The organism is Neobacillus massiliamazoniensis, assembly GCF_001048695.1.
GTDB classification, from domain to species: domain Bacteria; phylum Bacillota; class Bacilli; order Bacillales; family Cytobacillaceae; genus Neobacillus; species Neobacillus massiliamazoniensis.
In genome coordinates, this window is sequence record NZ_CVRB01000004.1 from 338,853 (window position 1) to 364,317 (window position 25,465).

The 25,465-nt window shown below is 40.7% G+C and carries 28 protein-coding genes; 9 read left to right on the plus strand and 19 right to left on the minus strand.

The window, feature by feature from the left end:
• Positions 1-79: 79 nt before the first annotated feature.
• The 3 genes from spoIIM to BN1082_RS19545 form a co-directional block, all read right to left on the minus strand.
• Entirely contained in the window at positions 80-727 is a 648-nt protein-coding gene (spoIIM, locus tag BN1082_RS19535) for a stage II sporulation protein M (protein WP_090637251.1), read from the minus strand.
• 797 nt (positions 728-1,524) lie between these two features.
• On the minus strand, positions 1,525-2,691 hold the full coding sequence (locus BN1082_RS19540; protein ID WP_090637253.1) for an endonuclease Q family protein: 1,167 nt from the start codon (positions 2,689-2,691) through the stop codon (positions 1,525-1,527).
• Positions 2,688-3,239 carry an NUDIX domain-containing protein gene (locus tag BN1082_RS19545; protein WP_090637255.1) on the minus strand — a complete coding sequence of 184 codons (552 nt, stop codon included), beginning with the start codon at positions 3,237-3,239 and terminating at the stop codon, positions 2,688-2,690. Before BN1082_RS19545 ends, BN1082_RS19540 begins: the two co-directional genes overlap by 4 nt.
• Positions 3,240-3,313: 74 nt before the next feature.
• Between BN1082_RS19545 and mciZ the strand changes: the two genes are divergently transcribed.
• Together mciZ and BN1082_RS19555 are read left to right on the plus strand one after the other, a co-directional pair.
• A complete protein-coding gene (mciZ, locus tag BN1082_RS19550) occupies positions 3,314-3,445 on the plus strand; it encodes a Z-ring formation inhibitor MciZ (protein WP_090637257.1) in 132 nt (43 codons plus the stop codon).
• A 66-nt stretch (positions 3,446-3,511) separates the two neighbouring features.
• Positions 3,512-4,423, plus strand: a complete 912-nt coding sequence (locus BN1082_RS19555; protein WP_090637259.1) for an aldo/keto reductase — start codon at positions 3,512-3,514, stop codon at positions 4,421-4,423.
• Between the two features lie 73 nt (positions 4,424-4,496).
• Here BN1082_RS19555 and dltD read toward each other — a convergent pair whose 3' ends face one another.
• The 6 genes from dltD to BN1082_RS19585 all read right to left on the minus strand — a co-directional run bounded on the left by dltD (position 4,497) and on the right by BN1082_RS19585 (position 9,185).
• Complete coding sequence (gene dltD / locus BN1082_RS19560; RefSeq protein ID WP_090637261.1) at positions 4,497-5,684, minus strand: D-alanyl-lipoteichoic acid biosynthesis protein DltD; 1,188 nt, start codon at positions 5,682-5,684, stop codon at positions 4,497-4,499.
• Complete coding sequence (gene dltC / locus BN1082_RS19565) at positions 5,681-5,917, minus strand: D-alanine--poly(phosphoribitol) ligase subunit DltC (protein WP_090637264.1); 237 nt, start codon at positions 5,915-5,917, stop codon at positions 5,681-5,683. The genes dltD and dltC overlap by 4 nt, the downstream gene beginning before the upstream one ends.
• A 15-nt stretch (positions 5,918-5,932) precedes the next feature.
• Positions 5,933-7,093 (minus strand): D-alanyl-lipoteichoic acid biosynthesis protein DltB, encoded by a 1,161-nt coding sequence (dltB, locus tag BN1082_RS19570; protein WP_090637266.1) that lies wholly within the window; start codon positions 7,091-7,093, stop codon positions 5,933-5,935.
• Positions 7,090-8,604, minus strand: a complete 1,515-nt coding sequence (dltA, locus tag BN1082_RS19575) for a D-alanine--poly(phosphoribitol) ligase subunit DltA (protein ID WP_090637268.1) — start codon at positions 8,602-8,604, stop codon at positions 7,090-7,092. Before dltA ends, dltB begins: the two co-directional genes overlap by 4 nt.
• 19 nt (positions 8,605-8,623) lie before the next feature.
• Positions 8,624-8,755, minus strand: coding sequence for a teichoic acid D-Ala incorporation-associated protein DltX (dltX, locus tag BN1082_RS19580; protein WP_090637271.1), 132 nt, complete (start codon positions 8,753-8,755; stop codon positions 8,624-8,626).
• 172 nt (positions 8,756-8,927) lie between these two features.
• On the minus strand, positions 8,928-9,185 hold the full coding sequence (locus BN1082_RS19585; protein WP_090637273.1) for a YqkE family protein: 258 nt from the start codon (positions 9,183-9,185) through the stop codon (positions 8,928-8,930).
• A 176-nt stretch (positions 9,186-9,361) separates the two neighbouring features.
• Here BN1082_RS19585 and BN1082_RS19590 point away from each other — a divergent pair, with 176 nt between their 5' ends.
• Together BN1082_RS19590 and BN1082_RS19595 are read left to right on the plus strand one after the other, a co-directional pair.
• Positions 9,362-9,988, plus strand: a complete 627-nt coding sequence (locus BN1082_RS19590; RefSeq protein ID WP_090637275.1) for a TetR/AcrR family transcriptional regulator — start codon at positions 9,362-9,364, stop codon at positions 9,986-9,988.
• Positions 9,989-10,005: 17 nt separating this feature from the next.
• On the plus strand, positions 10,006-11,556 hold the full coding sequence (locus BN1082_RS19595; protein ID WP_090637277.1) for an MDR family MFS transporter: 1,551 nt from the start codon (positions 10,006-10,008) through the stop codon (positions 11,554-11,556).
• A 202-nt stretch (positions 11,557-11,758) separates the two neighbouring features.
• Here the strand turns inward: BN1082_RS19595 and BN1082_RS19600 are convergent, their stop codons facing one another.
• Genes BN1082_RS19600 through BN1082_RS19610 form a run of 3 tightly spaced genes read right to left on the minus strand, consistent with a single transcriptional unit; the run spans position 11,759 to position 14,335 of the window.
• Complete coding sequence (locus BN1082_RS19600) at positions 11,759-12,427, minus strand: 3-oxoacid CoA-transferase subunit B (protein ID WP_090637280.1); 669 nt, start codon at positions 12,425-12,427, stop codon at positions 11,759-11,761.
• A gap of 17 nt (positions 12,428-12,444) precedes the next feature.
• On the minus strand, positions 12,445-13,134 hold the full coding sequence (locus BN1082_RS19605; protein ID WP_090637282.1) for a CoA transferase subunit A: 690 nt from the start codon (positions 13,132-13,134) through the stop codon (positions 12,445-12,447).
• A gap of 13 nt (positions 13,135-13,147) precedes the next feature.
• Complete coding sequence (locus tag BN1082_RS19610) at positions 13,148-14,335, minus strand: acetyl-CoA C-acetyltransferase (protein WP_090637284.1); 1,188 nt, start codon at positions 14,333-14,335, stop codon at positions 13,148-13,150.
• Between the two features lie 151 nt (positions 14,336-14,486).
• Between BN1082_RS19610 and BN1082_RS19615 the strand changes: the two genes are divergently transcribed.
• From BN1082_RS19615 to BN1082_RS19620, 3 genes are all read left to right on the plus strand, one after another.
• A complete protein-coding gene (locus tag BN1082_RS19615; RefSeq protein ID WP_425412207.1) occupies positions 14,487-15,389 on the plus strand; it encodes a hydroxymethylglutaryl-CoA lyase in 903 nt (300 codons plus the stop codon).
• Between the two features lie 56 nt (positions 15,390-15,445).
• The gene (locus BN1082_RS27750) at positions 15,446-15,589 is read left to right on the plus strand and encodes a hypothetical protein (protein ID WP_176699876.1); all 144 of its coding nucleotides are present in this window, start codon (positions 15,446-15,448) and stop codon (positions 15,587-15,589) included.
• A gap of 240 nt (positions 15,590-15,829) precedes the next feature.
• Positions 15,830-16,747, plus strand: a complete 918-nt coding sequence (locus tag BN1082_RS19620) for an alpha/beta hydrolase (RefSeq protein WP_090637288.1) — start codon at positions 15,830-15,832, stop codon at positions 16,745-16,747.
• 125 nt (positions 16,748-16,872) lie between these two features.
• Here the strand turns inward: BN1082_RS19620 and BN1082_RS19625 are convergent, their stop codons facing one another.
• Positions 16,873-17,208, minus strand: a complete 336-nt coding sequence (locus BN1082_RS19625; protein ID WP_090637290.1) for an iron-sulfur cluster biosynthesis family protein — start codon at positions 17,206-17,208, stop codon at positions 16,873-16,875.
• A gap of 153 nt (positions 17,209-17,361) precedes the next feature.
• On the opposite strand from BN1082_RS19625, the gene BN1082_RS19630 reads away from it, so the two are divergent.
• Complete coding sequence (locus BN1082_RS19630; protein WP_090637292.1) at positions 17,362-17,568, plus strand: CDGSH iron-sulfur domain-containing protein; 207 nt, start codon at positions 17,362-17,364, stop codon at positions 17,566-17,568.
• Positions 17,569-17,608: 40 nt separating this feature from the next.
• Here BN1082_RS19630 and BN1082_RS19635 read toward each other — a convergent pair whose 3' ends face one another.
• Both BN1082_RS19635 and BN1082_RS19640 read right to left on the minus strand, forming a co-directional pair.
• On the minus strand, positions 17,609-17,944 hold the full coding sequence (locus tag BN1082_RS19635; RefSeq protein WP_090638440.1) for a YolD-like family protein: 336 nt from the start codon (positions 17,942-17,944) through the stop codon (positions 17,609-17,611).
• 316 nt (positions 17,945-18,260) lie between these two features.
• Positions 18,261-19,520, minus strand: a complete 1,260-nt coding sequence (locus BN1082_RS19640; RefSeq protein ID WP_090637294.1) for a Y-family DNA polymerase — start codon at positions 19,518-19,520, stop codon at positions 18,261-18,263.
• A gap of 536 nt (positions 19,521-20,056) precedes the next feature.
• Here BN1082_RS19640 and BN1082_RS19645 point away from each other — a divergent pair.
• Entirely contained in the window at positions 20,057-20,245 is a 189-nt protein-coding gene (locus tag BN1082_RS19645; RefSeq protein WP_090637296.1) for a YqzH family protein, read from the plus strand.
• Positions 20,246-20,448: 203 nt separating this feature from the next.
• On the opposite strand, the gene dcuS is transcribed toward BN1082_RS19645, so the two are convergent.
• The 4 genes from dcuS to BN1082_RS19665 all read right to left on the minus strand — a co-directional run bounded on the left by dcuS (position 20,449) and on the right by BN1082_RS19665 (position 25,322).
• Complete coding sequence (gene dcuS, locus BN1082_RS19650) at positions 20,449-22,044, minus strand: DcuS/MalK family sensor histidine kinase (protein ID WP_090637298.1); 1,596 nt, start codon at positions 22,042-22,044, stop codon at positions 20,449-20,451.
• Between the two features lie 39 nt (positions 22,045-22,083).
• Positions 22,084-22,767, minus strand: a complete 684-nt coding sequence (locus BN1082_RS19655) for a response regulator (protein WP_090637300.1) — start codon at positions 22,765-22,767, stop codon at positions 22,084-22,086.
• Positions 22,768-23,119: 352 nt separating this feature from the next.
• Entirely contained in the window at positions 23,120-24,373 is a 1,254-nt protein-coding gene (dctA, locus tag BN1082_RS19660) for a C4-dicarboxylate transporter DctA (protein ID WP_090637303.1), read from the minus strand.
• A 445-nt stretch (positions 24,374-24,818) separates the two neighbouring features.
• Entirely contained in the window at positions 24,819-25,322 is a 504-nt protein-coding gene (locus BN1082_RS19665) for a DUF1062 domain-containing protein (RefSeq protein WP_176699877.1), read from the minus strand.
• Positions 25,323-25,465: the final 143 nt, after the last annotated feature.

Here is a 25,465-nt window from a genome sequence, read left to right on the forward strand (position 1 = left end):
CTGTTAATTCTCATTATAACAGATGGCAATAAGGTGTCAAAATAAAATCATTATAAATTAATTTCCTATTAAATAAGAATTATTTTAGATTGGCAGAAGTAATCAACATTTTCATCAGCCAAGGTGATAAAAACGCCTCAATCCCAGAAGCTGCTGAGATAAAGACTATGGAGATCAGAAGTACAAAAATGTATTTTTTAAAATATGGGAGGACCGGCTGGGCATATTTTTTCATAAATTGCTTTTTAATCATTCTCATTGAGAAAATGACTGAAAAGGCAGCCATCATGATAAATACAGGGATGGTAATCAAATTTTGCGGCAGGATGGATACAAAAGCTAGCAAAAATCCTTTCATCCCCATTTGATTTACCAGAAAGCCAACGGTAAACCCAACAACCATTCCTTTTATAAATAAGAGAATAAGAATCACGGGCAGGCCGATGATTGAAATCCCTAGGATCCACATTAAACCAATAAATTTACTGTTGTGAAGGAAGCTTTGCGTAAATAAATCATTATTGTCAGCTACTTTCCCATTAGAAATTTGGCCAAAAAATTGTGATAAATAATAGAATAAATCCTCCTTTTGGGTAATGCTCATGCTGTTGACGACAATGGCCCCAAAAATCACACCCATTAGGAACAGAACAACAATAAATAAAAAAATTGAGGAATGCTCACGGAAATAACTAGCGGCATTGGACTGGTACAATCGTTTCTTCATTTGCGTTTCCTCCTATTTCCTTCAATCAGTTACTACATCATATGCCAGTCTAGTTATTCTATGACCAAAATTTAATAGATTATAGAGAAATGATTTCGGGGGCAAACAGACATGTAGAAATGATCTTTGGAAAAGGTAGTGAGGAAAAGAAATATAAAAGATGGCTAATTATTCTTTATTTTGAAAAAGGCTGTGTTAAACTTGCCTGTTGATTTGCGCTCAAGAAGCGAGCATCCGCGGGCGTTCCGGGGAGCATCCGCGGCGCTTAAGCGCCTGTGGGGTCTCCCCTGCCCCGAACTCCCGCAGGACATTGAATCAGCATCTTTGAATCTACACCGCACGAAGGAAATGCGATAGCATTTTCGAGGATCTCGCGCCTTCCGCTCCCAATCAATTTAGTTTCAAAAATCAACAATGAACTTTAATACAGCCTTGAAAAAAAGAATGTGTTTAACTCTGCTTATAGGCGGGATACGTGGACAGTTTCCAGGATAGAGTGTGTTTTCGTTCATTTGAAGGGTGTACGTGGCCGGTTTCGGGAATAATGTTTTGCTTTGGGCTCGTATACTTTTTCTACTTGCACACGTTTAGAAAAATAGTATATTTCCGTCCACGTAGATGCAGTCTACGTGCACGTTTTAAGTGAAATAGTATGATTTCGTGCACGTAAGGTTGTCAATGTTCACGATTTTCCGAAAACAGACGGCATACGTCCACGCAGAAGCCCTCTACATGGACTGTTTAGGAATAATGAGTAAATTCGTTCACGTAGAGGGCTTATAAAATATACATTTTCACTATTGATCCGCAATTTTTCCGTATTTGCCCCCGCCGCCAGCTGCTAGATTCACTTTACCTTCTCTAGCTTTCATAATTAGGTCGGCGATTTTCTCTGGGACTACTTCTTTTAATGCTTCAAAATGAACCACATGTAAAATTGCCATTTCACTTCCGAAGTGATTGACTAATTTCTCAAGCATCCGTGCACCTAAGCCAGGAATGAATTCTAGCGGCACTTGATGAACATATGGAGGACGTCCTGCAGCACCATGTTCAGCTGTTTTCAGTTCCAGAATCCTGTCGGCAACACCTTTTATGATTTTGCTGCTTCCACATAAATCGCATAATTGGTCATCGTTTGCTACCTGATGTAAACACTCCGCACAAACGGTTTTGTGATACTTGCCAAGTAATGGATCAAGACCGTAGTTCGCTATGATCTTTCGTCCAGCTTCCCCTTTTAATGCTTTTTGTAATTCTTTAAACGTTGGTGCCTCCATGGCCATCACTTGATACTCACGAGCAATTTTTGCTAGGGAGTGAGCATCTGAGTTCGTGACAAAAGGATAGGAATGTAATTCTTTCAATTGATCGGCCATATCAGTGTCTGAGCTAAGCCCCAGTTCAATGCCATCAATTAAGCTAGGATCAAGTACTTCCGCTAAAGATTGATTGACTCCTTTTCCATACAAGCTTTTAAATGGGGTAAAAACATGGGCGGGAATGAATATTCCGCCTAGGTCTTTTACTTTTTTTTGCAAAACCCGGCCTGTTACGTACACCCGCTGCGAGCTTAATTGGATATTTTTTAGATTTCCGGAAAGCCATTCAGAGAATTCTTTCATGATGGCGAGGGTTGGAAAATAACAAAGTAGATGAATAGGCCCGTTGCACTGTTCATCATAGATTTCCAGCTCAGACCCAAGTATGACGGTTAAATCACCAAATACTAGGCCGCCGTCTGGGTGCTCATAGATGGCACCGCTCTTAATCAGGCTCTCCATTTCGTGAATGACTTCCGGCGAATGGCTGTCAATAATACCTACCATATTCAGCCCTTTTTCATGGCGTGCATGCTCGATGATATTCGTAAACGTTAATGATTTCGCACCGGTAATCTTAACCGGTTTGCCTGTCCACGTACTACCGATATGGATATGCAAATCGACATAATAGCGGTTCACTTATGTAACGCCTCTTGTAATTGCAAGTATTGAACAGCGTAAATTGTTTTAGCATCATAAATTTTTTGTTCCTTAACATATTGAAGAGCTTCCTCAAGTGTCAATTCCTCAAGATTCACAAATTCATCTTCATCAAGGGCAGCTGGATTTTCTTTTTTTGTCAGTCCTTTAGCCAAAAATACATGAATAATTTCGTCGGCAAATCCAGGTGACGTGTAGAAAGAGGTTAACAGCTCCAAGCTTTCACACTCATAACTTGTTTCCTCTTCTAATTCTCTTCGGGCACAAAGAGCAGGCTCTTCCCCTTTTTCCAGTTTTCCTGCAGGGATTTCTACAATAGTGCGTTCCAATGCCTTCCTATATTGCTCGACCAATACGATTTTATTGTCATCAGTAAGGGCAATAATCGCAACTGCACCTGGATGTTTTATAATTTCTCGTTTCGATTGCTTGCCATTTGGAAGTTCAACATCCTGCAAATGTAAACTGATTACTTTTCCTGAAAAAATCTCTTCACTTTTGAGTGTTTTTTCTTCAAGACCTGTCATTTTTGTCAACTCCTGTTCTAATCCGCTATCTCATGCTCATACATTTTATCATACTTTATTTGGAGGGATATGGGATGAAGTTATTCGTACATGAGAAAGGAATCGTTCTAGTCGGAAAAGGCTGGGAAGTGCTGCAAAAATTAAAAGAATATAATAAGGATTATCTCAATGTTTCCGATTGGGTTCAAAATGTTAAGCAAAAATAAGTTCTTCCGATTGTAGTCTTCCCCGAATTTTTTGTAAAATGATAGAAAAAGAACGGGGGGATTTTTTTGAAAAAAAGAAGACTCGGAAATTCAGATTTGCTTGTGACCGAGTTAGGGCTCGGCTGTATGTCAATTGGAACAGAGGAAAAAACGGCTCGGAATATCATCGAGGCTGCTCTTGAGGAAGGCATCAATTATTTTGATACAGCCGATTTATACGATTTTGGTGAGAATGAAAAAATAGTAGGACAGGCCCTAAAAGGGGTCCGTGAAAATGTGATTATTGCTACAAAAGTAGGTAATCGTTGGAATCACGATCGGACAGGCTGGTCATGGGACCCTTCGAAGGAGTACATAAAAGAAGCGGTAAAAAACAGCCTGAAACGACTTGGTACTGATTATATTGATCTCTATCAGCTCCACGGCGGCACCATCGAGGACCCAATTGAAGACACAATTGAAGCTTTTGAAGAATTAAAAGCGGAAGGATTAATTCGCTATTATGGCATCTCTTCAATTCGCCCGAATGTCATTCATGAATTTGTGGGCAAGTCTTCGATTGTTTCGGTCATGATGCAATACAGTATTTTAGATCGCAGACCTGAGGAAGAGGCATTGCCGCTGCTTCACAAACATGGTATTGGTGTTGTAACCCGTGGACCTGTGGCGAAGGGGTTATTAAGTGATAAAATGCTGGAAAAGATTTCGGAAAAAGGGTATTTAGATTATAGTGCCAATGAATTACGTACAATTTTGCCGTCATTAAAGGAAAGGGTTGCCTCTTTGCGCCCATTTACCGAAATAGCACTTCAGTATAATTTAGCAAACCCGGCTGTTGCTTCAGTTGTGTCCGGGGTCAGCAGCCCGGAACAGGTAAAGAGTAACGCCGCAGCAGTCAGAAGCAATCCGCTGACTAATGATGAGATTGCCATGATTAAAAAGCTGACAAATGCAAATGTTTATATCGAGCATCGTTGATAGAGATGGACAGAAAAATAGGAACAGCACCCAGCGTATTTGGGTGCTGTACTTTTTAGGTTTCGTTTCTTATTCATGTGCCTTTGTCTGCTTTATAAAAATCATTAATTGCCTTATCAACATATACCCATCCTTTCCAGCCAATATGAAGTGTATCCTTCATGAAATAAGGATCATATTCATGGCCGGAGAAATCAGCAACCGGATACCCTGCTGCTTCGATTTGCTGTTTGATCCGCTTGTAATAAGTTGTTCGTCCGCTCTTAGGAAAGCCAATATAATCATACCATCTTCCATTGACGGGAATCGAAACGAATAATGGTTTTGCATCCGCCTGCTTTAAAACATCAAGCATGAGCTGAAAGTCATAGTATTCTACAGATTTCCCATAAGAACGGCCCTTGTTGGTGCCTCTATATGAACGCACTCGATTTTTAAATTTATTGTATTTAGAATCAATAATTAAAAATGGATTATTCGTCGACTGCCGTCGCCCCATTCGATCTGCTTCACTCTTTAATTCCGACCATGATTTATTGCGCACCTCTGGATTGATTTGCCGAGGATAATGAGGTTTACCTCCATACCATGCGTAATATAAATCCTTTTTCCCCAATACGCCTTTGTACATATAGGCAAATGGACGAACCAATGCTGCTTTTCTCTTTTCCCAAGGATTATTAGAAATTTCCCCGTTATAAAGTGTTGAGAGCATAAGATCGTCTCTAACCGGCCTCATATGTAACAATCGCTTCATCGCCATCTTTTTCACGTTTGGGTCAAGCTCCTTGTTAAAAGCAAGATCATACGCTTGGAGAGAAGAATAATTCGGAACAAAGTGGGACGGATCAGCCCCTTGCAGCTGAAACCATTGCGGTGACACGATAAAAACAAGCTTCTTCTCTTTAAGCCCGTCGATATGCTCAGCAAAGTTAAGAAAATGAATCAAAGAAATCGAGCCGCCCTGACCAATTAGAAAAGGTGTAAAGCCAATATTATTTTCTTTAAAGTAATTGGATGGATGGAATTCATCAAGCCTGTTTAACTCAGATGAACCGTATATGGGCAAATAGCGCGGATCTTGAAGCATATTTGTCTGGATATACTTTCCTTGAAACATTAATGGATTCAACTGGGTCGCAGCCTGGCTTACTCTTTGTTTCGTCGGGATCAAACCCTCTATCCAACCATTCGGAACAATAACCAGTAGTAATAAAGTAAGAAATGCAGCGATTATCGGTGAAAATAAAGCTTTTTTCATTTTAGATTAGCCAGCTGCTGAGCGATTTTTCTGGGAGTATTCCAAGTTTCTCGGTCGAATTCTGTGATTGGAACGGTAATCCCGAAACGTTCTTCTATTTGGACCAGCAGTTCTACCGTTCCAAAGGAATCAAGAAGTCCGGTTTCAAATAAATCAATATTGGGATCTTCCTTTACAACATCATCCTGGCATATTTCCGTCACAAGCTCAATCACCTGTTGTTCAAATTCCATTTGTGTCATCCCCCTTTATGAATGAATGAAATGTCCTGAAAAAATATAAAATCCAAAACAAACAAAGTGGAACGTGATAATGACAGCGGCGACATGTGTCCATTTGTTTTGCGGCCACCATTTATGCTTTTTATTAAAATTCTCAAATGAATTATAACCAACCATTAAAAGGGCGTGGTAAATTCCGTAAAGAATATATTGAACCGCTAATCCATGCCAAAAGCCCATCAGCAAAAATAACAAAATATAACCTAGGTTGGAAATAACAATTCGGTTTTTAATCCATTTTTTCTTATGAATCCAAAAGACAAAGCGCATAAATACATAATCTCTAAACCAAAAAGAAAGTGTCATATGCCAGCGATTCCAGAAGTCCTTCATATTACGGCTGATAAATGGTTTATTAAAGTTTTCCGGTGTCTTAATGCCCATAATATAGCTGACACCAATTGCAAACGCACTATAGCCCGCAAAATCAAAAAACAAATAGAAGCTGTAGGTATACATATAAAAAAGATGCTGCTGGAAAGCGCTGTGAGCGATAGAGCCGAGATTAGCAATAATATAATGATTAATTGAATAACCAATGATGAATTTATAGAGAAAACCAAGAAATATTTTGTTTATTCCTTCATATAGAAAAAGTTTATATTGTTCCTTTGTAATATCTGTGTGTAAATCCTTCTCAAAGCGACGATAGCGGTCAATTGGCCCGGAAGATATCGTTGGAAAGAAAAGGAGAAAATAGAGCAGGCGAACAAGAGGAATATTGGTTTTAATAAGGCCATCCCTTGTTTCCATAATCATTTGCACGCCTTTAAAGGTTAAATACGAAATTCCAAGAAAACCCCACCAATTCTGTATTAACAAGAAAGGTGACAGCTTGGATAACAACAAGGGAACTATTGACAGGATGACGGCTAAGCAAAAAATAATCCCGTTGTTTGCCCTTTTTCGGTAGGCAAGATAGCCCTTTATTAATAACACCTGCCAAACCGTAAATAAGAGAAGTGCATAGGTTTCCCTGACATGCGATGAAAAGATAAACGCCAGCACAATAATCGTTATGATGATGTTATAGGTTTGAAACCTTTTCCCATATAAACCAAGAATAACAGTGGGCGCTAACAGAATTGCTAATATAAAAAAGAATAGAAAGCTGCCATATGGTGTCATAGGATTACCTTTTCTCGTATTTGTTTTCGATCAATTTTCCCATTAGGGGTCATCGGCAGTTCTTGATAAAACGTAAACCTCTTTGGAATCATATAAGCTGGAAGTTTTTCAGCAAGTTCTTTTTTTATCACCCCGGTAAGCTGATATTCTTTTTCAAAATCGTGTTTAGCCGGTACAATCGCAGCGGTTAACGATTCAATCTTATCCCCTTTATAAACGGGAATAACCACTACCGCTTTCACTAATGATGATTTGGCAATATGTTGTTCAATTTCTTCTAATTCCATTCGGTAACCGTGTAATTTAATTTGAAAATCCCTTCTGCCCTTATAGAAAAGAAGTTCTTTTTCCAAGTAACCTTCATCGCCGGTCCTGTAGGCCCTTTCGCCGTTAATGGTAGTAAAGGCCTTCTCCGTTAACTCTGGCTGGCCCAAATACCCTTTGCTGACACTTGGACCGATAATAATGATTTCCCCTTTTTCCCCTTCCGGCACTTCCCTCCCGTCTTCATTTAGCAGCAGCAATTTGATATCCTTTTTGGCTTTACCGACTGGAAGAGCTTCATACTGAGTTAGCATTTCTTTAGTTACTTCTACAAAGGTGATTGCCACTGTCGCCTCAGTCGGACCATACGTATTATAAACTTTCGCCTTCGGGAACCTTTCCATGAGCTGGTGTGCAATTCGTACCGGCAAAACCTCGCCGCAAAATAAGAAAACCGTTAAATTTGGCAATAATTCATCCTTAAAGGATGGGTCCATTAAGCACATTTGCACAAATGACGGGGTGGAAGTCCACACTTGAGTGTCCGATTTTTTTAAGGCTTCAAACAAAATTTTCGGTCTTGCAATCATCTCCTTTGTAATCGCAAACAGACTGCCACCAGTCGCGAGACTTGGAAAGAGATCCATCACCGAAAGATCGAAGGAGAACGGTGCTTGATTTAAAAAGCGAAGTCCCCCCGTAATCGGAAAATCCTCTGTCATCCAATCGACGAAGCTTTGAAGATTATTGACCGAAATTTGCACACCCTTTGGATTGCCAGTGCTGCCAGAAGTATAAATTATATAAAAATTTTCATCCTCTTTTACCCATTTCTCTGCGTCTGTGTCTTCCGAATCAACAGCCATTGCTTCCACATCTTCAAATGTAATCATTCGAATTGACGAATTTTCTAGCGGCATTGGCTGACCGGAAACATTGATAAGTAATTCCGCTTCAGAGCTTTTGCAGATTCGGTCGATTCTCTCGAAAGGAATGGAGATATCTATCGGTATATAAGCATGCCCTGACTTAACACTTCCCAAAAAACAGACAAGTATTTCCGGTTCCATATGCCCGTAAACTATTATAGGCGAACCTGAGCCAATGTTTTGCTTCAGTATATACCTGGCCACTTGTTCAGATTGCCGCCAAAGGTCGCCATATGTGATTTCCTTGTTTGGGGAAATAAAAGCATTTGCTTCTGGGTGTGTGAAGGCAAAGTCTTTTATTTTAGATAACATTCTCATTTAAAAGCTACCTCCACAATTAAAATTCAGTGTAAATATAGGCTCCGGCATTTGCATTATTGAATCCATACATGAAGAATAGGAAAAGCAAAATCAACAGGTAATATAAATAAAGTACAATCCAATTTACTCGTGTATTGCGGTTAATCATGGCTACCACCTTATTTTAAAAATTTTTGAGAACAAGTTGGTGTAATTTTATTATCAAGCTAAAACAAGGGCAGGATTCAAAAGATTCGTTGAAAAAATGTGGAAAAAAGAAAATTTATTACTTAACATAAAAAAGCTGCCTTTGCTTATGAAAGCAAAGGCAGCTTTATAATTTATTTAAACTCCTGCCAATTCATCCCACTCTCATTTAAGAGCTCTTCGAATGATTTGTTTTTTTCCTTTAATCTTCTCTCTTCCCGTTTTCTTCGCTCCTCTTCTTCCTTCCGCTTTTCTTCTGCTGCTTTAAGCTGATCCTGCTGTTCTTTTAATTGTTTCATTAACTCGGGATTGATCATATCTTTAAGCGTAACCGCCGATTCGTCTTTTTTCGGTTTAGTTGGTTGATGTTTTTGCTTTGAATGTTTTTTCATTCTCGCCACTCCTTATTACAATTTCTCATCCTATTATATCATGGACCGCTCTCCACTCAGCAAATAGTAGGCAAACGCACAATTTGGAAAAATTTATATTTTTTATATTGACGTACGCGTCAAAATAACATATATTTTAAATTGACAAGAACGTCAATTTAAAAGGAGTGATAAAAGTGTCACCGAGAACACCTGAACAAAATGAGGAAATTAGGCAGCAACGAATACAGCAAATTCTCGATGCAGCCCGTGAAGTGTATATAGAAAAAGGATTTTTAGCAACCGAAATTGGCGAAATAGCGAAAAAGGCAGGGATTGCCCGTGGGCTCGTCTATTACTACTACAAAGATAAACATGAGTTATTTCAAACATTGTTTGAAGGTGCGCTAGCGGCAGCGATCCAATTTGTCAGTGCTAGATTAAAAACGAACCAGCCACCACTTGAAAAATTACAATTGTACGCCCTTCACTATTTGAACACAGCTGTACGCAACCCGAAAATGGTTTTTTTCTTCCGCGATCTGTATCAGGACATACCCGCAGTTTTTGGAGAGAGAGCCGATAAAATTTCTAAAAACTTTGTCCTTAATATCTTTCAGCCTCTAGCCGACACGTTTGGAGAGGCCATGGACCAAGGAATGATTCGAACTGGAGATTCTTTTTTATTTTCACAAATTTTTTGGGGTGGAATCTCAGGAGCCATGTTCACTATTACTGAAAAAGGAATCGGACCTGAGGATCCGGCAACGGAAGAATACATTCAACAAACAATGGATGTTTTGTTTAAAGGCCTTTTAATTTAATGAAGGGGAGATGAGCGATGGAGAAATCAGTTCAAAAAAATCGCGTTAACTGGATCATGGGGGCTTTGCTGCTCAGTATGTTTTTATCTTCACTTGATCAAACAATTGTCACAACAGCACTACCAACGATTGTGGAAAAATTAGGGGGGCTTGATCTGATCTCCTGGGTATTTACTATCTACATGCTTGCTTCAACGGCGGTCATGCCGATTGTTGGGAAGCTCTCTGATATGTACGGGAGAAAACGATTTTATCTGACAGGTCTTTTATTGTTCCTCGGAGGTTCCGCTTTGTGTGGAGCGGCTTCCACGATGGAGCAGCTTATCATTTTTCGAGGTATTCAAGGAATTGGTGCAGGCTTTCTGATGCCGATTACGTTTACGTTAATTTTTGGTTTAATGCCGCAGGATAAAGCTGGAAGATTCCAAGCATTGTTTATGAGTGTCTTTGCCTTAAGTTCGGTTATTGGACCGACATTAGGATCATTCATTACGACACATCTAAACTGGCGCTGGAATTTTTATATCAATCTGCCGCTCGGAATTGTCTCATTCATCATTCTTTCAATGGCATTATTTGAACAGAAAAATGAGGAAAAGAAACATATTGATTATCTAGGTTCGATTCTTTTAGTTGTTTCAACGATTTCGATTTTACTTGCGCTAAAAATGGGTGGCGTAGACTATGGCTGGTTGTCTTGGCAGATTCTTGGCTTGTTCACAATCGGGGTAATCAGTATCATTTCATTCTTCGTGACAGAAATGAAAGTAAAAGAACCGATTTTACCGCTGGGCTTGTTTAAAAATCGTGTCATCGCTTCCTCAAGTTTGGTGACTTTTATTCAAGGTGTCGTGATGTTTGGCTCCCTTTTATATATCCCCATTTTTGTCCAAGGGGGCTTGGGTGGCAATGTTAGTGATGCAGGAAATGCCGTTACACCGATGATGTTCTCCGTTATGATCGGAGCATCGATCAGCAGTTTTACAATGACAAAATTAAGCTGGCGCATCAATATGCTTGCTTCGATGCTGATAACTGGAGTTGGATTGTTTTTCATGACAAATATGCCTTTAGACGCGAATAAATGGATTGTCCGTTTGGATATGGTAGTCATTGGGGCCGGGATCGGTATATTGATGCCTATTGCCCAAACCGCAGTGACAGTATCGGCTGCAGAGCGATATCAAGGAATTGCCACTTCGACGGTTACTTTCTTCCGGGCCATTGGCGGCGTTTTTGGTACGGCTATCATGGCAGCTTTAGTAAATAGGCACATGGAAACAGCCATTCAAAGCGGAGCTCCAAAGCTGGGCGTTCCAGCGGAAAAATTAGAGATGTTCACGAATCCGCAAGTCCTGCTGCGTGCTGGCGGACAGATCCCAGAGCAAGTTTTGACCATGTTAAAAAATGCTCTGGGTGATTCGATTCATCTTGGCTTCTGGTTCTTAGTCGGTGCTGCCGTGATTGGTTTTCTTTCAGCATGCTTTGCAGGTTCATCACGATTTGACCCAGTTGCCTACAAGAAAAAACAGGCTGCAAAGCAACAGACCGTTGAGATGCCTAATTAATTTGATTGGAAAACAGGCTATTGCTGGTCACCAAGTACCCTCTTGGTGACTGTTTTTGTTTTTTTTTCTAAATTTCGGTCACTAAAACACTTTATTGGTGACCGCTTTTCCTCTTAAATGGAATCTTTATAACATAAATAACAGACCAACACGAGTCATATTGGTCTGTTACTAAATTCCTTTTTAAAAATACAAATCCTATTTAATAAGCCTCTATTAACACATTCTCATCAACAGTCAATGCCGCTTCAGTTGAATTTACAACCTCTTCAACCGTAAATCCTTTTGCTACCTCAACGAGCTTTAACCCGGAATCGGTTACATCCATTACGGCTCGTTCGGTGATGATGCGGTTGACGACGCCCTTTCCTGTTAGCGGAAGCGTACAATTTTTCAATATTTTCGACTCACCGCTTTTATTCACATGCTCCATGATGACAATAATTTTCCGAGCTCCGTGAACAAGGTCCATGGCACCGCCCATTCCTTTAATCATTTTTCCTGGGATCATCCAGTTAGCAAGGTCGCCCGTTTCGGATACTTCCATTCCGCCGAGGATTGCGAGATCAATATGTCCACCCCGGATCATCGCAAAAGATTCAGCGCTATCAAAGTAGGCCGCACCGCTGATCGCTGTTACCGTTTCTTTTCCAGCATTGATTAAATCCGGGTCCACCTCTCCTTCATGAGGATAGGGTCCGATACCGAGCAGGCCGTTTTCCGATTGCAAGACAACCTGTTTATTTCCCGAAATATAATTGGCTACAAGGGTTGGCATACCAATCCCTAAGTTTACATAAAAACCGTCTTCGATTTCCTTCTCTGCCCTTATCGCAATTCTTTCTCTGACCGTAGCTTTGTCAATCACCATCACTTCTTCTCCTTTCTCTATTTTCTAACTGTCAACCGTTCAATCCGCTTTTCCTGTTTTCCTTCCACGATTGCTTGAACATATACACTAGGCGTGTGAATGAAATTCGGGTCCAATTCGCCGATTTCATATAGAGCTTCCACTTCTGCAATCGTTACTCTCCCGGCGGCGGCAATCATCGGATTAAAATTTCTTGCCGTTTTGTGATAGACAAGATTCCCCATCCTGTCGCCTTTCCAGGCCCTGACGAGACTAAAATCTGCTGTCAGCGCTTCTTCGAGCAGATATTCTTTCCCGTTAAACATCTTTGTTTCTTTGCCTTCAGCTATCGGTGTGCCAACCCCGGCCGGAGTATAAAATGCAGGAATACCCGCTCCGCCAGCTCGAATTTTTTCAGACAATGTTCCTTGTGGTGTCAGTTCGACTTCGAGTTCACCTGATAAAACTTGTCTTTCAAACTCTTTATTTTCACCGACATAGGAGCCGATCATTTTTTTTATTTGTTTATTGTTTAATAGTAATCCTAACCCCCACTCGTCAATCCCGCAGTTATTAGAGATGACCGTTAGATCCTTTACCCCTTTTTCTGCTAAAGCTAAAATAAGATTTTCCGGAATTCCACACAACCCGAAGCCCCCCACCATTAAGGTTGCTCCGTCATGAATATCGGCAACTGCTTCCTGAAAAGAAGTACAAATTTTTTTCATGCTCATATCTCCCTTACATTAATTCAACAACCGTTGCTACTCCTTGGCCCCCGCCAATACAGAGGGCAGCTAAGCCTAGTTTCGCCTGTCTGCGCTTCATTTCGTGAATTAAGGTGACAAGAATTCTTGCCCCGCTTGCACCAATTGGATGACCAAGCGCGATGGCGCCGCCATTTACGTTTAAAATTTCTTTATTAAAATGAAGTTCACGATCAACTGCTAAAGATTGTGCTGCAAATGCTTCGTTTGCTTCAATTAATTCGATGTCTTCCATTGAAAGTGAAGCTTTCTCAAGAACTTTTCGTATGGCAGGCACTGGACCGATTCCCATGATGCTTGGGTCTACACCGGCACTAGCATTCGCTTTGATGGTCACCAATGGTTTAATACCTAGTTGATCCGCCTTTTTCTTACTCATCACTACGACAGCAGCCGCCCCGTCATTGATCCCCGAAGCATTTCCTGCTGTTACCGTACCGTCCTTTTTAAACGCTGGACGCATTCCCGCCAATTTTTCAGCCGTCATCCCTTTTTTCGGATATTCATCCGTTTCAAACACGATTGGTTCACCTTTTCGCTGCGGAATAATAACCGGGACAATTTCCTCATTTAATTTTCCTGCTTCGATTGCAGTCACGGCCTTGTCCTGGCTCCATGCTGAAAATTCATCCTGTTCCTCTCTAGTGATTGAATATTTTTCTACTAGATTTTCTGCAGTAATTCCCATATGATAGCCATTAAACACACAGGTTAGGCCATCTGATATTAAGGTATCTATTAACTTTTGGTCGCCCATTTTAAAGCCTTCTCGGGCATTTTTTAATATATAAGGGGCCTGGCTCATATTTTCCATCCCACCGGCTACGACGATTTCTGCCTCCCCTGCTAAAATCGCCTGCATGGCAAGATGAACGGCCTTTAATCCTGAACCACATACTTTATTAATTGTCATTGAGGAAACGCTTTCAGGAATACCCGCGTTTATTGCCGCCTGCCGTGCCGGATTTTGACCTATGCCTGCCTGCAAAACATTACCCATGATGACTTCATCCACTTGTTCTGATTTTACTCCCGCTTGCTCAAGTGCCCCCTTTATGACAATTGCTCCTAAATCAGGTGTAGATACGTTTTTCAAGCTGCCATTAAAGTTTCCAATTGCAGTACGAACAGCGCTGACAATGACTACTTCTGTTTGGCTCATTGAATTTCTCCCCTTCCACCTTTTTCACCTTAATTACTTCTATTAGAAGTATTAAAAATCCTTTAATTTTGTCAAAATTCTATTTATTCTTGATTTTTTAAAATTAATACCTCTACAATGAAGGTATGAATAGTGGGAGGGGAACATGATGATGAATTTACCTCAACAAGTAACAATAATCGAAGTTGGCCCGCGCGATGGACTGCAAAATGAAAAACTTTTTGTACCTACTGCTGTAAAAAAACAATTTATCTCCGGGTTAAAGAATGCGGGGCTTAAGGAAATGGAATTAACATCATTTGTGTCGCCGAAATGGGTGCCGCAAATGGGGGATGCTGCGGAAATCGTGGCAGAATGTCTCAATCCAAATGAAAGAAACATTGTGCTTGCACCTAACCGAAAAGGAATTGACCGTGTTTACATGACCGATTGCAAGGCTGTTGCCGTATTTGTTGGTGTAAGCAACACCTTTAATCAAAAAAATATTAATAAAACGACGAAGGACAGCATGGAGGAACTGAGGCCGATCATAAGAGAGTTAAAAGAAAAAGAATACTTCGTTCGTGCCTGTATTTCTACTTCTTTCTACTGCCCTTATGAAGGAAAAATCAGTGAAACGGACACGATTCAGCTTTGTCGTGAATTTGTCGCGGCAGGTGTGGATGAATTAAGCGTTGCCGATACGATCGGGATGGCCGCACCAACTGAAGCCTATCCCTTGTTTTCACAATTAAAAGCGCTCTTCCCTGAAACATTATTAACAGCCCATTTTCACGATACCCGCAAGCTTGCCCTTGCAAATATACTCGCTTCTCTTCAGGCAGGTATTGATCGCTTTGATACGTCTGCCGGTGGTCTTGGAGGCTGCCCGTTTGCACCGGGGGCAGCGGGAAATGCTGCCACAGAGGATGTCGTTTATATGCTTGATCGAATGGGAATTCAAACGGGTGTTGATTTACAAAAATTAGTTGCTGCGATTGAAATTGTTCGTCCTCATCTATCTCGGACGATTGACAGTGGCTATTATAGGCTTTCTGCTCAATCTAATGTATAAAACTCTCCCATTAATACATCTTATTAGGTGATACTACCTTGAAGGGAGATTTTTTCATGAGTCAGAAACGAGATAAAGGAAACAGCCAAATGGGAAAGAATTATGCCGAATCAGCAGGTACCGGTAGCCGGATGATGGCGGTTGAAGAGGTAAAAAAAGCTATTCACCCGACGAAACGACAAAACTCTGAACAATCATAAGAAAAGCGGAAGCGCCTTGGTCATGGGTTAGAGCTAGACAATTCTCGAAGTCAATTTTTTGTTCTTTCTTATCCAGTGAAAAAAAGCCGCAATGATTCTAGCGGCTTTTTTTCATATGATATATTGCAAAAGACTTGGAAATATAACATCTTGTACTTTTCTTACCTACTAATTTATAATCTTAATCCGCCAATCTACGAGTTGCATTTATATTAACTTTATCGTTCGGAGGTACCACTTATGAAGAAGACATTTCGAACCTTATTTATCATTTTATTTTTCTGGCTGGCTCTCGCTTTATACTTAACAAACCGAATCATGTATATGAAAAAGAAGGATGAGAAGTTTATTTTACAACGGGAAACAGAAGCAGGCAGGTACCATCCTGAAGAATTTATGCAGCTTCCGAAACGAGAAGTAATCATTCCTTCTTCCTTTGGTTATAACATTAAAGCGGTAATTGCAGAGCCGCACCAAACTAACCGTTATATTATTATTGCTCATGGCGTCACGGAAACAAAATTCAATTCAATTAAATATATGAATCTTTTCTTAGAGCGCGGTTTTAATGCTCTCATTTATGACCATCGCCGCCATGGGGAATCCGGCGGAAAAACAACAAGCTATGGCTACTATGAAAAATTCGACTTAAAGTCGGTTGTTGACTGGCTAAAAGAAGAAAAAGGACCGGATCTTGAACTCGGGATTCATGGTGAATCGATGGGAGCTGCTACCATGCTGTTGTATGCGGGGATGCTCGAGGATGGTGCCGATTTTTACATCGCTGATTGCCCATTTTCTGATTTTCAAGAACAGCTTGCCTATCTCCTAAAAAAAGATTTCAAACTTCCGCCTAAGCTGTTGATTCCCATTGCTGATCTTATTTTGCGCTTGCGCGACAATTATTCACTTCAGTATGTCTCACCCATATCGGTGATTAAAAATATTAAAAAACCCATTTTGTTTATCCATAGTAAAGACGATGATTTTATTCCGCCTGCAATGACGCAAGCCTTATTTAAGCAAAAAAAGGGCCCGAAAATGCTTTTTCTTGCTACTCATGGCCGTCACGCTGAGTCCATTAATGAAAATCGCGCCGACTATGAACGAATAATTGATGAATTTTTGCAAAAATACGTTGTCCATGCCCCTGCTTAAATCTTTATCTGCGGAAAATTACAGGAAATCTGCGAATTTTTCAATTTATCTGTGATTCTACCTAATATATCTGCGAATATTGAATTTTATCTGCGTATCCTTAAAAACAGACGATCCGAGTTGGATTAGTCTGTTTTTTCTGTCGTTATGACTAAACTCATGTGTCCGTTTAAGATTTGCCCCGGACTTTTTAATTGGAAACAATTAGTTGCTTTTGAAAAGTCAATTTTCATTTGTTCGTCGAAAAAAACGACCTTTGATTTTTCGAGATAAATCGTCCGATCATTCGTTTCAATTGCGATGTCATCATCATTCAATTTCGATACAAACCACATTGCAATAACACCATTTACCGCACAGCCGCAGCCGTCTGTATCGTATTTTAGCTTTAGGTAACCTTCTTGGCCTGCTACTTTCTCGGTTATTTTCTTAGCTGCTATCTCCGTTATTGTGATTTCCATGTTTAAAGCCCCCTCTTATTGGCATATGATGATTGTATCACATGTTTTTTTAGCTTCTTGTTTTTTTGCTTACTGAAAGCTTTTTAATTGCATTTTCCTTTTATTCCATTTAGTCTCAAATGGAGGATTCACTTTTTGAAGGGGGTGTTAGTTATGTCAAAGGTTCAAATTAAAGTAAACGACAATGGTTCGCTTAGAATTACTGGCGATGTGGAGCTTCTTGACGGAGAAGGCAATGTTTATGAAACAAAGCCATCCTTTTCCCTCTGCCGCTGTGGGCTCTCTAAAAACAAACCTTTTTGCGACGGCTCGCATAAAGGAAATTTTGACTCTCAAGTTCGGGTTCCTAAAGCAGAATAAGTTAAAAGGAGCGGTTTCCCTTATGGAGACCGCTTAAATTTTATCTATCTGTTATCCGGATATCAACGATATCACCCATCGAAATGCCATGCACCTCTTCAAATCGGTCGACTATATGAAGCTTTTGCGACAATTCATCCCAGTAATGGATTTTGCCAATAACAATTTCGTAATTCCGATTGTGATAATGCGTAATTGTGACAAGCTGATCAAATTCCATTGCTTCAGACAGGGTGTCGTTCATAAGTTCCAGCTGCTGTTCGTCCATTTCACTTTTCTCTTTGTACTGGTCTTCTTTGACCCAGTCCCTGAGTAATTTCACATGCTCAGGAAGCATCATCGACGTCCATTTGATTCCTCCACGGTCGCGGATCATATGCTTTTCCTTCTTTCTATGATAACTGTCTAGCTTCAGCACCACGGCGCTTCCACTTTTCTTATTGTCTAGCTCCAGCGCCTAGCCCCTCGAGGTCATAAGCCACCTCCAAAATGAAGGCAAAAAACGCCTTCTTTTTGGAAGCGTCTTATGCTTGTCGGGGCTGATCAAGGCGCTTCCACTTTTCTTATTGTCTAGCTCCAGCGCCTAGGGGCTCGGGGTCATAAGCCAATCCGTCCTGAAGGTTAAAGAACAACCTTCATGCCGGCTCGTCTTATGCCTGTCGCCCCTGACCAAGGCGCTTCCGCTTTTCGTATTACATTTTATGCCCGCCAACTAGTGTTGCTCGGTGCTTGGCTGTTCCCGCAGCGGTATAAGAAACGGCTCGCAATAAGGAGCCTGAACCAAAACGTCTGCGAATAGAGTCGACCACATATCCGAGGTCCCTCCTTTTATAGGCACCCCTGTCAAAAAGGTCGAGCTGAAGCTCACGGTCATCGACAATGTTTCCAAGGGAAAGCGAGATTTGCCTTACGGTCTTTCCGCTATAATGCTCGTGAAAAAGTTCTAAGCAAACTCGGTAAAGCTCCATCGTCACATTGGTCGGCTGCTGGATGGTTCTCGAGCGATGAAAGCCGCCGCCAAATTCATCCTGGCTGTAGCCGATGCCAAGACTAATCGTCCTTCCTGCTTTTCGATGTGTTCGTGCTCTTCGTGCTACCTCCTCACATATTTCTAAAATGACATGTTTGATTTCCTCCTCCTCTTTATAATCACGAAGAAGAATTTGACTTTTTCCAAAGCTGATTTGCCCTTGAATGATGGGTGCTCCCAAATCCGAAAGATCCACCCCCCAAGCATGGTAATAAAGCTGGTTTCCCATAATCCCAAATTTTTTCTCCAATTTGTCCAAATCGTATCGAGCCAGCTGACCAACAGTAAAAATGCCCATGCCATTTAAGGTTTTTTCAACACGGCGACCGATTCCCCACATTTCCCTGAGCGGTGAAACACTCCAAAGCTTGTGTGGAACATCTTCATACGTCCACTCAGCAACCCCGTATTTTTTTGCTTCAAGGTCAAGGCATAGCTTTGCCATCAACATGTTAGGGCCAATCCCAACGGCAGACGGAAGCTGGATTTCACGCTCAATATCATTTCTTATTTTCCGAGCGATAGTTTGTGCATCGCCCCATAAATGCATGGCACCATCAACTTTAATAAAGCTTTCGTCGACACTATACACATGGATTGCTTCTTTTGGAACATAACGATTGAACACACGCGTTATTTCTGTTGAAATGCGTAAATAGGTAGCCATCTTCGGTTCAGCAATGATAATTCTGGAGTCTTTTGGAATCTCAAACAACCGGGACCCGGTTTTGATGCCAAATTCTTTTTTCAAACGCGGCGAAGCAGCAAGTACGATGCTTCCCTGCCGCTCCTTGTCGCCAACCACCGCTAAGTAGCAGTTCAACGGATCGAGGCCCTCCATAACAGCCGAACAACTGGCATAGAAGCTCTTCATGTCGACACATAAAATTTTGTTTTGCGGCACTGTGCTGTAATCGACCATATCCTTTCCTCCAGTTTTACACAAACATTTGTTCCCTAATAGTATATTCTTATCTTAAGCGAATATGCGTTCGTATTCAATGGGAATTTTATGGATTTTTCTAAATGCGGATAAAGTGAAACTTCCATCAGTGGGGGTTTTCTTCATCCCCCACTGATGGTTAGTCCCGTTCTACTATCTCTAATATCAAGGCTAACGCCTTGATAAAGAGATAGTACGAACTCGATTGGTTCAACTAGGCCGCTGAAGGACGCAGCGGCAAGTTTCACTGTATCTCACCAATCGGGCTTTTACTACAAAAAGCGAAAGGCGTTTGCTCAGGGGCGACTAGCATAAGGCGAAGTCATGGTGAGGCGCTCCTTGCCTCAACATGACTTTGACTTATGACTCGAGCCCCTAACGCCTGCAGCTAGATTAGGCAGTTATCACCCACCTATCTTCCTCGCTTCTCTCTTAATCTTGAGGTGGGGGTCTTACTGCCCGTTAATGCGGGATAAAAGATAAAAATGCGGTATAATCGGTGAGAGGTGCTTTAAATGGAGAAAAAACTGATTGTCAAAATGATTAAAAAGTGTTTTAAGCAATATTGTGAAGCAGATTCTTTGCCGATAAGTGAAGTAGAACTAGAGGAACTGGCCCAACGAATTCTTTTGGCGAAGGAAAAAGAACAGACGGCGGATTTATATGAGTTAATAAACGATGCAGTTTACGAATTTTTAACTTAGAGACAATAGGAAAAGCGGAAGCGCCTTGATCAGGGGCGACAGGCATAAGACGAGCCGGCATGAAGGTTGCTTTTTAACCTTCAGGACGGATTGGCTTATGACCCCGAGCCCCTAGGCGCTAGAGCTAGACAATAAGAAAAGCGGAAGGCGATTCTGGCAGTGTACCTGTTCCAATTGCCATGTCGTCTTCCTTCTTTTGTCTTTTAAATTTTTTGATATGGAATCGAAACAATAAACCTTGTCCCCTTGTTGCGCTCAGAATAAAGTTCAATCTCACCATGTATTTTTTCCAAGCTCTGTTTGACTAGAAAAAGTCCTATCCCACGATTCTTTCCTTTGGTAGAGAAGCCTTTCGTAAATATTTCAGCAGCAATTGCTTCTTTCATTCCAGAACCATTATCAGCTACTTCCAATAAAAGTTTTTCATCATAAATTTCAAAATGAACTGATAGCTTTTTGTTAGCCTGTTCTGTTAACGCTTCTAAGGCGTTATCAATTAAATTTCCTAAAATCGTAATTAATTCATGAGTCATTTCCGGATTTCTTGGTTCAGGTAAAATTCCTTCCCCTGTAAAGGATAGTTCCGCACCTAGTTCCCTTGCATAACTCATTTTTCCAAGAATAAATCCCGCTAAGGCTGGATCCTTTATTTTATTAACGATATAGCCGACCTCATTTTGAAGATGGGCTGAAATTTGGTTTATGTAATCAGCAAGTTTATCATAATGCCGCAAATGAACAAGACCCAAAATAACGTGCAGCTTATTCATAAACTCATGAGACTGCGCCCTTAAAGCTTCTGCATAGAGCTTTACGCCGGTAAGCTCTTCTGCTAACTGGTTAATTTCTGTCTTATTGCGAAACGTCGTAATGGTACCAACGATTTCGTTCTTTACAATGATTGGCACATGGTTCGATAACAGGGTAACACCTGATAAATTAACTTCTTCATTAATTCTTGGGCTTCTAGTTTCAAGCACATCCTTTAAATGCAACAGTGGAATGAATTCTTCGACAAGATGCCCGACAGGATCATCCTTAATCCCTGCTTCTTCAAATAGCCTGATTGCTTCATTATTAATCAGCGTAATCCGGCCATCCTGGTCAACCGCCAGAATCCCTTCTTTCGTACACTGCAGCATGGCACTGCGTTCTTCAAGTAATTTTCCAATCTCAAAAGGTTCAAGTCCAAACATACTGCGTTTAATTTTTCGCGCTAACGTAATTGCACCTGCCACTCCCACCAGTACCCCGAAGATAACGGCTAAATAAATCACGTTTTTGCTGTTATTTACATCCTGCTTCACCTGATCAAGGGAGATCCCTACAGCAACAGCCCCAATTTGTTTTCCATCCTTAGAAAATACTGGGGTAAAGGCACGTAATGAATACCCTAACGTCCCTTTGGCAGTTGAAATATGTTCATGACCATGGAGAACAGGGCCTTCATCTCCCCCAACAAAATGTAAACCAACCTGCTGCGGATTAGGGTGAGATTTCCTTATCCCCTGCATATCCATAACGACGATGAATTCTACCTTCGTTATTTTTGTCATTTCTTTTGAAAAGTCTTGAATATCATTCTCTGGCCTCTGCCCGCTAAGCGCTTCTACAATAATAGGGGAATGAGCCGTCATTCTGGCAATATTAAGAGCCTTATCCTCCTGCTGTTTTTGCGTAGAGCTGCCGACTTTCTCACTAACTAGAAAGTCTGTTACAAATAAAGCCAAGGCAACAACGCCACAGACAAGTAAGGTAATGGTTGTTTGCAGACTAAATCGCGGCTTTTTTTTCGGCACAGCCTTCCCCACTTTCCTAATGTTTTATCCGAGCAGTTCTCAGCGCCTGTACTTATTTATCGGACGGCCAACAGAGCCGTATTGAATTTCCAGAGCAATGTCGCCCTTTTTTTCGAGGTACTCCAAATAGCGACGGACGGTTACCCTTGCAAGTCCTGTACCGGATGCAACCTCTTCAGATGAAAGAGGTAAGGCTTGTCCTTCTAAAAATTGCAGGATTTGCTGCATCGTCCGATCGTTTAACCCCTTTGGAAGAAATTCTTCAAAAAATGACTCTGGCTTATTTAACTGAATTCCAGTTATTGCATCGATATCGGCCTGATCAAACTGCTTGTTTTCGTTATATTTTTTTACAGCTAGGCGATACTGCTCTAAGGTCGCTTGAAAACGATCAAAGTGAAAAGGCTTCACAATATAGTCAACAACCCCTGCCCGAAGCACTTCCTGGATATGGTGCGGCTCTCGATTCGCTGTAAGTAGAATCACGTCTATTGGTTGGTGCTCGGCCCGAATGGTATGTAAAAGGGAAAGCCCATTTGTGTCTGGTAAAAAATAATCTAATAGAACAAGATCTGGATGGAATTTGTTTATTAACGAGATTGCTTCCTTTCCATTGTAAGCTTTCCCGACTAACAAAAAGCCCGAAAGTTTGGAAACAAATTCAGTATTAATCTCCATGACCATGGGATCGTCTTCAACGATCATTACACGGATTGGTTGCATTTGCTATCTCCTTCATTGTTTTCTTTCATTATAACATTAGGCTGTGTTAAACTTGCCTGTTGATTTGCACTTCAGGCGCTTCGCTTTCCGCGGGCGTTCCGGGGGGCATCCTCGGCGCTTTAGCGCCTGTGGGGTCTCCCCCTGCCCCGTACTCCCGCAGGACGTTGAATCAGCATCCTTGAATCAACACCGCACGAAGGAAATGCGATGGCATTTTCGAGGATCTCGCGCTTCCGCTCCAATCAACATAGTTTCAGAAATCAACAATGACCTTTAACACAACCTAACATTAAAGAAATAGCCACAGAATCCGTGGCTATTTCTAATATTACTCTATTCACTTAAACGGTGGTTAAGCCGATACTTTATTAAATTGCTTGATATTAACCTCCTCATCAAACTCATTTTCCATTTTAGAAACAACAACGGTTGCAACACCATTTCCTATAAGGTTTGTTAGCGCCCGAGCAGTAGACATAAACCGGTCAACACCTAGAAGTAACGCAATCCCTTCAACAGGCACACTTGGGAAAGCTGCTAATGTTGCTGCTAAGGTAACAAATCCTGAACCAGTTACACCAGCAGCTCCTTTGGAGGTAAGCATCAAGACACCGAGAAGAGTGGCTTCTTGCCCAATGCTTAAATCGACTCCAAAGGCCTGAGCGATAAATAGGGCAGCCATGGAAAGATAAATGGAGGTTCCGTCAAGGTTAAAGGAGTAACCAGTTGGAATAACCAGCCCCACAACTGACTTGGAACAGCCATAGTTTTCAAGCTTCTCAACCATTTTAGGAAGAGCCGATTCGGAAGAGGATGTACCAAGAACTAGGAAAATCTCATCTTTAATATAAGAGATAAATTTAAAGATGTTAAAACGACAATATTTTGCAATCGAACCAAGGACGACAACGATGAATACAACCATTGCCAATACCGTTAAGCCGAACAATTTGCCCAAAGAAAGAAGGGAACCAATCCCAAATTGACCGATCGTATAAGCCATTGCACCAAAAGCAGCAATAGGCGAGTAGTACATAATAATATTTACAATGCGGAAGAACGTATCAGAAAATTTCTCAAATAACTCAAGAATTGGCTTTCCTTTCTCGCCAAGACCCGATAGGGCGATTCCAAACAGTACTGCTAAGAAAAGAACCGGAAGCAGCTGTCCACTAGCTAAAGCACCAAAAAAGTTATCAGGAATAATTCCTAAAATAAAATTCATCACACCGTGGTTTCCTTCTGCCGCTTGCTTGGTGAATTGTGTAATATTGCCAGTTGCACTATGAGCATTCACCCCTGCTCCTGGTTTAAAAATGGTCGCAAACAGAATACCAATTGCCAAAGAAATAGTGGAAACGATTTCAAAATAAAGGATCGCTTTACCGCCAATCCGGCCAACCTTCTTCATATCTCCCATACCCGCGATTCCTACGACAATCGTTAAAAAGATGATTGGTGAAATGACCATTTTGATCATTTTTACGAATATATCCGAAAGAACTTTTAAGTCTGCGCCTGTTTTTGGGAACACCGCACCAAAGATAATACCTACAATAATCCCAATGATTACTTGTGTTGTCATACTCTTAAATCTGATCTTCATTCAACTCTCCCCTTTTATTTGCTTCGCAAATTTGTAAGACCTTCAAAAGAAAACGCTTACTTCCATCCCGAACTCAGTATAAAATTTTTAAAATTATCTGACAATGTTTTGGTTATATCGTTCTTTTTGGTGATTTTGGTCTTTATCCTTATATTTCCTCCTCAAAAAAAATAGAGCAACAATGAAGGCATGTCGCTCTAAATATTCACTAATATATTGGTCCTATAATTAGCGATGGTATGAATATTCGATACCTACTCCCAAATTGAAACTGACCAGGATTTGTTTCTGCAATATGTGCTAGAAATATAAAAATTGGATTCGTAAATATAGACTAGTTTTTCGCAAATCAAGATTGAGGATAAGCCAAAGACATCTAAGTTAGGAAAAAAACATAAATATTTTCGAGCCTGTAAAGTACAAACTACCTAACCTAAATCATTCATTATTTTACCTTTATTAAGATAATGTCATGAATATACAGCTTTTGGCTTGGTTTCGATAAACAATTGTTTAATAAAATTGACCCGTTATTAATTTTTTGAGCAATTTCCGTCCGGCTTAAGCCATGTAAATGACTTGCAAGTGCCTGATCAAGACGAAAGCTGCCATCAACAACTGTTACCTTAAATTCAATGACTTGTTGTTCTTCTATTCCATGTAGAGTGATTTTCTCCGTCTCAGTTATGGTTTCAAATTCTGTTGGAATAAGTGTTTTTGGATTAACATGTTCAGAAAAAGACTTATATATATCTAATTTATTGTTCCAGGAATGGTTTTTGGGACACTTATAAATTGCAAACTGATAAATGTTTTTACCATTGGCATTATGTCTCCGGATAGTTGTATCTGTAAAAACGGTTACCTTTCCGCACATTTTACAGTGCTTTACTAAATTATCAGCTTCACGTTTTTGACGTAAAACTAATGAATATGTTTGCTTTTTCATCGTTTTCCACCTCGAAATGTTTATTCGAGGAATACAACATCTATTTGAAAATCTTGCAGTGCGCATAACAAAAAAAGTTCCCCTAATCAGGAGAACTTTGAACGCAATGTTAAACAACTAACAGGCTGCAGTTCGCTGTATTC